The organism is Pseudonocardia nigra (genome assembly GCF_019396355.1).
In the GTDB taxonomy this organism is placed as follows: Bacteria; Actinomycetota; Actinomycetes; order Mycobacteriales; family Pseudonocardiaceae; genus Pseudonocardia; species Pseudonocardia nigra.
In genome coordinates this window covers 1-8,063 of record NZ_JAHKRK010000283.1, presented here as the reverse complement: position 1 = coordinate 8,063, position 8,063 = coordinate 1, and the positions used below count along the sequence as shown (strand labels likewise).

Annotated in this window: 7 protein-coding genes and 3 pseudogenes; 5 read left to right on the top strand and 5 right to left on the bottom strand. The window is 70.0% G+C overall.

The features are described from left to right. Positions 1-194: 194 nt before the first annotated feature. Both KME75_RS44375 and KME75_RS47490 read right to left on the bottom strand, forming a co-directional pair. Positions 195-617: a transposase family protein gene (locus tag KME75_RS44375; protein WP_219419733.1), complete on the bottom strand. Its 423-nt coding sequence runs from the start codon at positions 615-617 to the stop codon at positions 195-197. A gap of 656 nt (positions 618-1,273) precedes the next feature. After that, positions 1,274-1,451, bottom strand: a pseudogene (locus KME75_RS47490) (transposase); the annotation flags it as partial. A gap of 278 nt (positions 1,452-1,729) precedes the next feature. Between KME75_RS47490 and KME75_RS37735 the strand changes: the two are divergent. The 4 genes and pseudogenes from KME75_RS37735 to KME75_RS37725 form a co-directional block, all read left to right on the top strand. Then, positions 1,730-2,968, top strand: a complete 1,239-nt coding sequence (locus KME75_RS37735) for an NAD(P)/FAD-dependent oxidoreductase (RefSeq protein WP_219419732.1) — start codon at positions 1,730-1,732, stop codon at positions 2,966-2,968. A gap of 25 nt (positions 2,969-2,993) precedes the next feature. Continuing rightward, positions 2,994-3,842: a dihydrodipicolinate synthase family protein gene (locus KME75_RS37730; protein ID WP_219419731.1), complete on the top strand. Its 849-nt coding sequence runs from the start codon at positions 2,994-2,996 to the stop codon at positions 3,840-3,842. A gap of 74 nt (positions 3,843-3,916) precedes the next feature. After that, a pseudogene (locus KME75_RS47195) lies at positions 3,917-4,303 on the top strand (proline racemase family protein); the annotation flags it as partial. Between the two features lie 13 nt (positions 4,304-4,316). After that, a pseudogene (locus KME75_RS37725) lies at positions 4,317-5,465 on the top strand (aspartate aminotransferase family protein); the annotation flags it as partial. Positions 5,466-5,497: 32 nt separating this feature from the next. Here the strand turns inward: KME75_RS37725 and KME75_RS37720 are convergent. From KME75_RS37720 to KME75_RS37710, 3 genes are all read right to left on the bottom strand, one after another. Then, entirely contained in the window at positions 5,498-6,178 is a 681-nt protein-coding gene (locus tag KME75_RS37720; protein ID WP_219419730.1) for a GntR family transcriptional regulator, read from the bottom strand. Between the two features lie 170 nt (positions 6,179-6,348). Beyond that, on the bottom strand, positions 6,349-7,179 hold the full coding sequence (locus KME75_RS37715; protein WP_219419729.1) for an amino acid ABC transporter ATP-binding protein: 831 nt from the start codon (positions 7,177-7,179) through the stop codon (positions 6,349-6,351). After that, positions 7,179-7,787 carry an amino acid ABC transporter permease gene (locus tag KME75_RS37710; RefSeq protein ID WP_308283439.1) on the bottom strand — a complete coding sequence of 203 codons (609 nt, stop codon included), beginning with the start codon at positions 7,785-7,787 and terminating at the stop codon, positions 7,179-7,181. Before KME75_RS37710 ends, KME75_RS37715 begins: the two co-directional genes overlap by 1 nt. A 71-nt stretch (positions 7,788-7,858) precedes the next feature. Here KME75_RS37710 and KME75_RS37705 point away from each other — a divergent pair. Then, a partial coding sequence (locus KME75_RS37705; RefSeq protein ID WP_219419727.1) for a transposase domain-containing protein occupies positions 7,859-8,063 on the top strand: 205 nt, incomplete at its 3' end.

Below are 8,063 nucleotides of genomic sequence, written 5' to 3'. Positions count from 1 at the left end.
TGGAGATCCGCACCGTCTCCAGCCGCTGCCCGGACTCGGTCATCCGCACCAGCACCGACCGGCGCCGATGCAGATCCATCCCGACGATCTGCCGACCCTCGTACGATTCGCTCACAGGGGCCTCCTCGAATCGATGGTGTGAGCACCCCGAGCATGAGCCGGGAGTCACGAGGAGCGGAGGCCCCGCTCCTTCATCACATCAGCGCGGTACTGGTCAGCACGGCGGCTCGTCGGGCGAGCCATCCGCTGACCGCGATGTCCAGCTCGTCGGCGTCCACACGCTGCAGGACCCGGCGGAACGTCGACTCGCTCGGCGCTCGGCGGCCCATGCCCAGCCGCAGCCGCACTGAGACCGGCAGGTCCTGGGCCCACTCGGCGATCGCGACGTACGAGCGGGCCCCGGCCAGCACCGCGCACACCGCCGCCGCGAGCACCGTGACCAACCGATGCCGCACCCCGCGGGACTTGCGCGGATCGCTCACCGCCGCCAACACGACCAGCAGATCCTCGGCAGCCGCCTCGACGACCGGGTCGGCGGTCACGCCGTTCGCCAGCTCGGGTGCGGTGTCGCTGCACCCGGCGAGCACAGCGATCGGGGAGGATGGGCAGGCGGACACGGCAGCACCTCGGTGATCAAGCAGGCGTCGGAACCCGCGATGATCACCCAAGCGGCCGTGTCCGCCCTACACCATCACCGGCCTGTCACCGCGCCGACACGCCGTTCGGCGCGACTTCGCCGGGCCCCTGGGTGCTGAAGGCCCCGACATGAGCAGGTCAGCACCTACACCAACCACCGGCTTCATGATTCAACCCGCCGTTCTGCGAGAACACCAAACGGAGCACCCGCGAATACAGGGCGGGACCCGGGGCCCGCTGACGATTGTGCTAGATTTTGACCTCGAGGTCGTTGACAATGTCCGTGACCCCTTTACCTTTCGTCAAGTCCAAGTCAACTTGGCCTCTCGCAGCGGTGCAGTTCCCGCAGGTAGAGCCCCGTTCAGCGCTGTTCAGGTCGGTTCAGGACGAGCACTTGTCCCCCAGGGTAGCCAGCAGAAGCGCGCTAACCTGCAGGAACGTTGATTCCGCAGGTCAGCGCGAGAGCAGTTTGATGCAGTTCAACGCCGTTCGCTCCGGCACAGAGCTCATGGCAACTCCAGTTTCGCTCCATAACACCTGGCTCCACCAAGCGCGTCAGATCGCCTGCTATCGCCAGATAGACCCGGAGACCACCGCTCAGCTTCGTGATGGCAACCCCGCTCGCCAGCCCTGACTACGCGTGGAGGTGAGTGGCCATCTCGGACACCTGCGAGCGGGACAGCGACTTGACCCGAGCTGCCCGGCCAGCCGCTCCATCCGCCGGGTTGAGACGTCGAGTAGGTAGGCGGTGGCCACGACGACAACCAGGCCTGCTCGGCGGCCTGCTCGGCGCGGCGGCGGTGCGTGAGCAGCCAGATGCTCCTATGGATGTCAAGTCGTCTGGGCCGCGGAGAAGTCGGCCAGGACTGCCGTGGAGATCTCTCGCGCGACGTAGCATTCTGCGCCACCGGCTACACCGCCGCCCGGCCGCTGTGCCGAATGGCCCCTGGGGCACTCCTCTTGCGCCCGCGCCGCAGCGACCCACGCGGCCCGCCGCCCGACGGCATTGACTCTCCCTCCCCGACGCCTTAACGTTTACTGCAGATTGTCAGGCAATCTGCAGTGCTGGCGCCGGCGGAAGGATGCCGTAGACATGCGCGTGATCGTGGTGGGAGGCGGCGTCGTCGGCCTGGCGAGCGCCTACCGCCTGACAGCCTCGGGGGCGGACGTCGTGGTCGTCGAGGCCGGCGCGGCGGGTCAGGCGGCATCGCACGGTAATGCGGCCAAGGTCGCCCTCGCCGAGAGCGGGCCGGTGCCGGCTCCCGGGATGATCCTGCAGGGCCTGCGGTGGATGCTCAGGCCGGACAGCCCGCTCTATGTGCGCCCGTCCCTGGCTCCCGCGCACGTCAGGTTCCTGGTGAGGATGGCGCGGCACTGCACGCGCGCGGACTTCCGGCGCGGCTTGGAGGTCACGCTGCGGCTCGCCGAGGGAGCGGGCGACCTGTTCGACGACTGGACCCGCGACGGCCTGTCCTTCGAGTCCCACCAGGCGGGCGTGCTGCTGGCGTTCGAGTCACGGGAGCGCTTCGACGAGCAGGCCGGGTCCCTGGACATCTTCGAGGCCTTCGGGCTGGTTCCCGAGCACCTGCACGACGACGCGGTGCGCGAGAAGGAACCTGCGCTGTCGCCCCGGATCCGACACGGCCTGTTCTTCCGGGACGACCGCCAGATCGAGCCGGACTCGCTGACCCGGGCCTTGGTGAAGCGCTGCCAGGAGCTCGGCGTCGAAGTCCTCGAGCACACCCCCGTCAGCAAGGTGCTCCGCCAGGGCGACCGGGTGACCGGCGTCCGGACCCCCACCGGGGACGTGACGGGCGACGTGCTCCTGCTCGCTGCGGGCGTCTGGACCGGTCCCCTCTCGCGGGATCTCGGCGTTCCGCTGCCGATCCGGCCCGGCAAGGGGTACAGCGTCGACTACACCCCCGGCCCCGTGTCCTTGACGACATCGCTGACCTTGGAGGACGCCCGCGTCGCGGTCACCCCCCTCGACGGGAAGGTGCGCCTGGCCGGCACCATGGAGTTCGGCGGCCTGGACCTGCGCATCGACCAGCGCCGGGTCGAGGCGATCAAGCGCGCCGCCGCTCACGCGTTCCCCGACTGGGGCGAACCCGAGGCCGCGGCCCCGTGGGCCGGTCTGCGACCGATGACCCCGGACGGCCTGCCGGTGATCGGGCAGCTCCCGGCGCTGCGCAACGTCTACGTCGCCTCCGGCCACGGGATGCTCGGGCTCACGCTCGCCCCGAGCACCGCCGAGGTCATCGTCGAGATGATCCTCCGCGAGCGGATGCCGCTGGCCGCCGAGCCCTTCTCGCCCCACCGATTCACCCGCTGATCCCACGTCACCAGGAGCCAGAGTCATGTCCAGCGCGCAGTTCACCGGCATCCTCGCCGCCGCCGTCACCCCCCTGACCGCCGACGGGAGCGCCATCGACGAGCCCGGCGTCGCGCGGCAGGTCGAGCACATCATCGGTGGCGGCATTCACGGTCTCGTGCCCGGTGGCAGCACCGGCGAGTTCACGACGCTCACGGTCGACGAGCGCAAGCGCGGCACCGAGCTCTACCTGGAGGCCGCCGCGGGCCGGGTTCCCGTCGTCGCCGGCACCGGCGCGTTGAGCACGGCCGAGACGATCGAGCTGAGCGTGCACGCCGCGAAGGCCGGTGCGGCCGCGGTCATGGTTGTGCCTCCCTTCTACGATGCTCCGTCGTTCGCCGAGCTGCTGACCCACTACAGCGCGGTGGCCGACGCCGTCGACGTGCCGGTGATGTACTACAACCTGCCGTCCGCGACCGGCGTGCAGCTGACCCCCGAGCAGTTCGGCGAACTCGGCCGCCGTGCCGGGGTGACGTCCTACAAGGACACCGGTGGGGACTTCCCCGAGTTCACCTCGGTGCAGTTCGACCACGCGGATGCCATCACCGCCCTCAACGGCTGGGACACCCTCACCTTCGCCGCGCTCGCCGGCGGGGCGAAGGCGGGTGTGTGGGGAACCGCCAGCGTGATCCCCCGCCAGTGCGCCGAGCTCTATGACGCCCTCGCCGTCCGGGGCGACCTCGAGGCGGGCCGCGCCCTGTGGGCCACGATCTTCCCCGTCTGCCGGTTCCTCGAGTCGCACAACTACGCGTCCGCGATCAAGACCGGGCTCGAGCTGGTCGGCGTGCCGGCCGGTCCGCCGCGGCGGCCGGTGCTGCCGCTCGCCCCGCACTAACGCGAGGAGCTCCGCGAGCTGCTCGCCGCGGCCGGGGCCCCCGTCGGAGGCGAGCTGGCGGGAAGCGCGCTGCGATGAGTGCCGCGGGCTGGATCCAGACCGTCGACCTGCACGCCGAGGGTGAGCCGAGCCGTGTGCTGCTCGGCAGCCACCTGCAGGTGCGGGGGGCCACGGCGGCGGAGCGGCTGCGGTACTGCACCGAGCATCTGGAGCCGCTGCGCCGGCTGCTGCTGCGCGAGCCCCGCGGCTATCCGGGGATGTGCGGCGTGCTGGTGCTCCCGCCCGCGCGGCCCGACGCCGATGTCGGCCTGGTGATCCTCGAGCAGGGCGGGTTCCGGCCGATGTCGGGCAGCAACCTGATCTGCGCCGTCACCGCCCTGGTGCAGACCCTGGCGATCCCCGTGACCGAGCCGGTGACCACGGTGCGGGTGGACACCGCGGTCGGGCTCGTGACCGCCCACGCCGAGGTGCCCGAAGCAGGCCGCCGAGCTCGCCTATTTCCCGGTCTGGGGCTACACGACCCCACCCGCCGCGGAGCTGGCCGAGCGCATCGCCCACCTCGCGCCCGGAGATCTCAACCGCGTCTTCTTCACCTCCGGCGGTGGGGAGGCGGTGGAGTCGGCCTGGAAGGTCGCCAAGCAGTATTTCAAGCTCATGGGGAAGCCGCTGAAGCACAAGGTGATCAGCCGGTCGGTGGCCTACCACGGCACCCCGCACGGGGCCATGGCCATCACCGGGCTGGCGATGATGAAGAAGGACTTCGAGCCGCTGGCTCCGGGCGGGTTCCGGGTGCCCAACACCAACATCTACCGGCACCCCGAGTTCGCCGACGACCCGGAGGCGTTCGGCCGCTGGGCCGCCGACCCCGTCGAGGAGGCCATCCTCTTCGAGGGCGCCGACACCGTGGCCGCGGTCGTGCTCGAGCCGGTCCAGAACTCCGGCGGCTGCCTGACCCCGCCGCCCGGCTACTTCGCCCGCGTCCGGGAGATCTGCGACCGCCACGACGTCCTGCTCGTGTCCGATGAGATCATCTGCGCCTTCGGCCGGCACGGCCACACCTTCGCCTGCGAGAAGTTCGGGTACGTCCCCGACCTGATCACCTGCGCGAAGGGCATGACCTCCGGTTACGGCCCGCTGGGCGCGCTGATCGCCTCCGACCGCGTCATGGAGCCGTTCCTGCGGCCGGGTGTGACCTTCCCGCACGGCTACACCTGGGGCGGCCACCCGGTCTCGGGCGCCGTCGCGCTCGCCAACCTCGACCTGATGGAACGCGAGGGACTGAACCAGCGGGTCCTGGACAACGAGCAGGCGTTCGGTGACACCCTGCGCAAACTGCTGGATCTGCCGATCGTCGGCGACGTCCGCGGCGACGGGTACTTCTGGGCCGTCGAGCTGGTCAAGGACAAGGCCACCCGCGAGACCTTCGACGCCGCCGAGCGGGAGCGTCTCGTCCGCGGCTTCCTGCCTGGCGCCCTGTTCGACAACGGCCTCCACTGCCGCCCCGACGACCGCGGGGACGTCGTCGTCCAGCTGGCCCCGCCGCTCATCGCCGGGCAGGCCGAGTTCGACGAGATCGAGCGCGTTCTCCGGCACGTCCTGCTCGACGCCACGTCCGTCCTGTAGAGGGACGGTCCGCCGAAGGTGGTCCGCCGCTGCTACATGAGCCGGCGGACCACCTCGTCGACGCTGTACTGGATGTGGGCACCCACCTCGGCGACGATCGTGTCCTCGTCGCCCTCCTCGATCACCCGGATCAGCCGGCGGTGCAGCTCGGCGTCCCTCTCGGGATCCCGCATCGTCGCCTGATCGACAGTGAGCGCCCGCTGGATCTGGCTGCCCACCAGGGGCCAGATCTTCCGCAAGGTGACGCTTCCCGACATCTCCCAGATCGTGTGGTGCAGCTCGAGGTGGGTGATGTCGGTCCGGACGTCATCGCCCGATTCGATCGCGGCAAGGTGGCGGTCCAACGCGGCCCGGACCTCGTCCATCGCGGCGCTCTGCGGCTCCTTCGACAGCCGAAGAGCCGCCATGGTCTCCAGCGACACGCGCACCTCGGCGACGTCGAGCAGCTCCTCCGGCGTCGGCGCCGCGACGTGGATCCCCTTGTGCGGAACCTGGACGAGGGCACCCTCGTGCACCAGCTGCTGGAGCGACTCGCGAAGCGTCGGGCGGCTGACCCCCAACGACTCCGCCAGCCGAGCCTCCTTGATCCGCTGTCCGGGCTTGAGCTCACCGGTCAACAGGGCGCGCCGAATGCGTGTGACGACCTCCTCCCGGCGGGTGCGCAGCACCACTGCACCCCCGCTGATGGCCACCGCCGCTTCGTCAACGCTCATCAGCATCTCTCCTGCCCGGCCGAGAGGGTCGCCTCGGCCAACGCCCAGTGTGACATCCGGTACTGCCGTTTGTCAGATTGCCTGACAACCGCTCGGCGCGGGTCGACAGCCGATGCGGGCCCGGGCAGGTGGGCGGCCCGGACGCGCACCGCGGTGGTCGTTCGACTATCTCAGCGCAGCGTGACCGCCTCGACGAACGAGCGGAGCTCGGCGTTCTCGCAGCCGCGGAAGGCCTCCTCCGGCGTCGCGTCGACCGCGATCCGGCCTTCCGAGAAGAACACCAGCCGGTCGGCGGCCTTCGACGCGAACGCCATGTCGTGGGTCACCAGGGCCACGGCGATCCCCTCCTCGTTCTTCAGCCGGACCAGGACGCCCAGCACCTCGGCGGCGACCGGCGGGTCGAGAGCCGAAGTGATCTCGTCGCACAGCAGCAGCCGGGGACGCATCATCAGCGCTCGCGCGATCGCCACCCGCTGGCGCTCCCCACCGGACAGGCCGGTCGACCTCGACCGGATGTGATGGGCCATGCCGACCTCGTCCAGTGCGGCCGCGGCCCGGTCCTCGGCCTCGCTGCGACTCATCCGCATCACCTTGCGCGGGGCGAGTGTCAGGTTCTCCAGCACGTTCATGTGCGGCCACAGCGTGTAGCTCTGGAACACCATGCCCACCAGGGCCTCGCCCTTGGCGTAGTCCTCGGTCGGGGCGCCACCCGTACGCACGAGGTGCCCGGCGATGGTGAGGTCCCCGTCCTCGGGCTCGGTGAGTCCGGCGATGACCCTCAGCAGCGTGGACTTCCCCGATCCGCTGCGCCCGATGATCACGGTGATCTGACCGGTCTGCATGCTGAAGTCGACCCCGTCGAGGACGGGGGAGTCGTAGAAGGTCTTGCGCAGACCGCGGGCGACAACGAGCTCACCACGGAAGCGCTCCGCCGCGTCGTCGCCGCGACACTCCGCGGTAGCCGCGCCTGTCGTGCCTGTCGTCGTGGTCTGGTCGGTCATCAACTCGATGCTCCGATCGGGGTCGCGGCGCCGGACTTCGTCCGGGTCCCCTTCTTCGGGGAGCTGCGCCCGGAGGCGGCGGTCTGCGAGCGGCGTTCGAGATAGCTGGTCAACAGCGAAACCGGGAAGGCGATCACGAAGTACATGACCGCGGCCAGGCTCAACACCTCGAGTGCCTTGTACGACTGGGTGGCCAGTGTGTTGGCACGGAACATGAGATCGGCGACCGCGATCGTCGACACGAGTGCGGTGTCCTTGAACATGGAGATGTTCAGCGACAGGATCACCGGGATCTGCTGGCGCATCGCCTGCGGGAGGATGATGTAGCGCAGCCGCTGGATCGAGGTCAGGCGCAGCATCTTCCCGGCCTCGATCTGCTCCACCGGCACGGCCTGGAACCCGCTGCGGTAGGCCTCGGCCATGAACGCAGTCAGGTTCGCGGTCAGCGCGATGACAGCCGAGGCGAAACCGGGAATCGTGACCCCAGTGAGCGCCGGCAGCGCGAAGTAGATCCAGAACAGCTGCACGAGCATCGGCGTGCAGCGGAAGAGCTCGATGTATCCCTGCGCGATCCACCGGACCAGGTCGAACTCGGCCATGCGGGCCACGGCCACGGGGACCAATGGCCTTGCGTTAGGTTGATCTTGGCGCCGACACGCCGGTCGAGGTGTGTCGTCTGGTGATCGCCTCTGGGGATGATCGCCGGGTGGCGCACGACGGGTCGGAGGGGGTGTCTCCGGAGGGCTGGTTGCCCGACCGAGTGTCGGTGGGGTCGCTGACGAAGGCGTTCCCGCCGGAGTTGGTGGACCGGGTGGTGGCCACGACGGATACCCGCGAGCTGCGGCGGCGGCTGTTGCCGGCGCGGCTGACGGTGTACTTCGTGC

Bases quoted from the DNA above. Each gene is read 5' to 3' on its own strand.
- KME75_RS37735 (WP_219419732.1), top strand. From the start codon at position 1,730: ATGCGCGTGATCGTGGTGGGAGGCGGCGTCGTCGGCCTGGCGAGCGCC.
- KME75_RS37730 (WP_219419731.1), top strand. From the start codon at position 2,994: ATGTCCAGCGCGCAGTTCACCGGCATCCTCGCCGCCGCCGTCACCCCC.
- KME75_RS37720 (WP_219419730.1), bottom strand. From the start codon at position 6,178: ATGAGCGTTGACGAAGCGGCGGTGGCCATCAGCGGGGGTGCAGTGGTG.
- KME75_RS37715 (WP_219419729.1), bottom strand. From the start codon at position 7,179: ATGACCGACCAGACCACGACGACAGGCACGACAGGCGCGGCTACCGCG.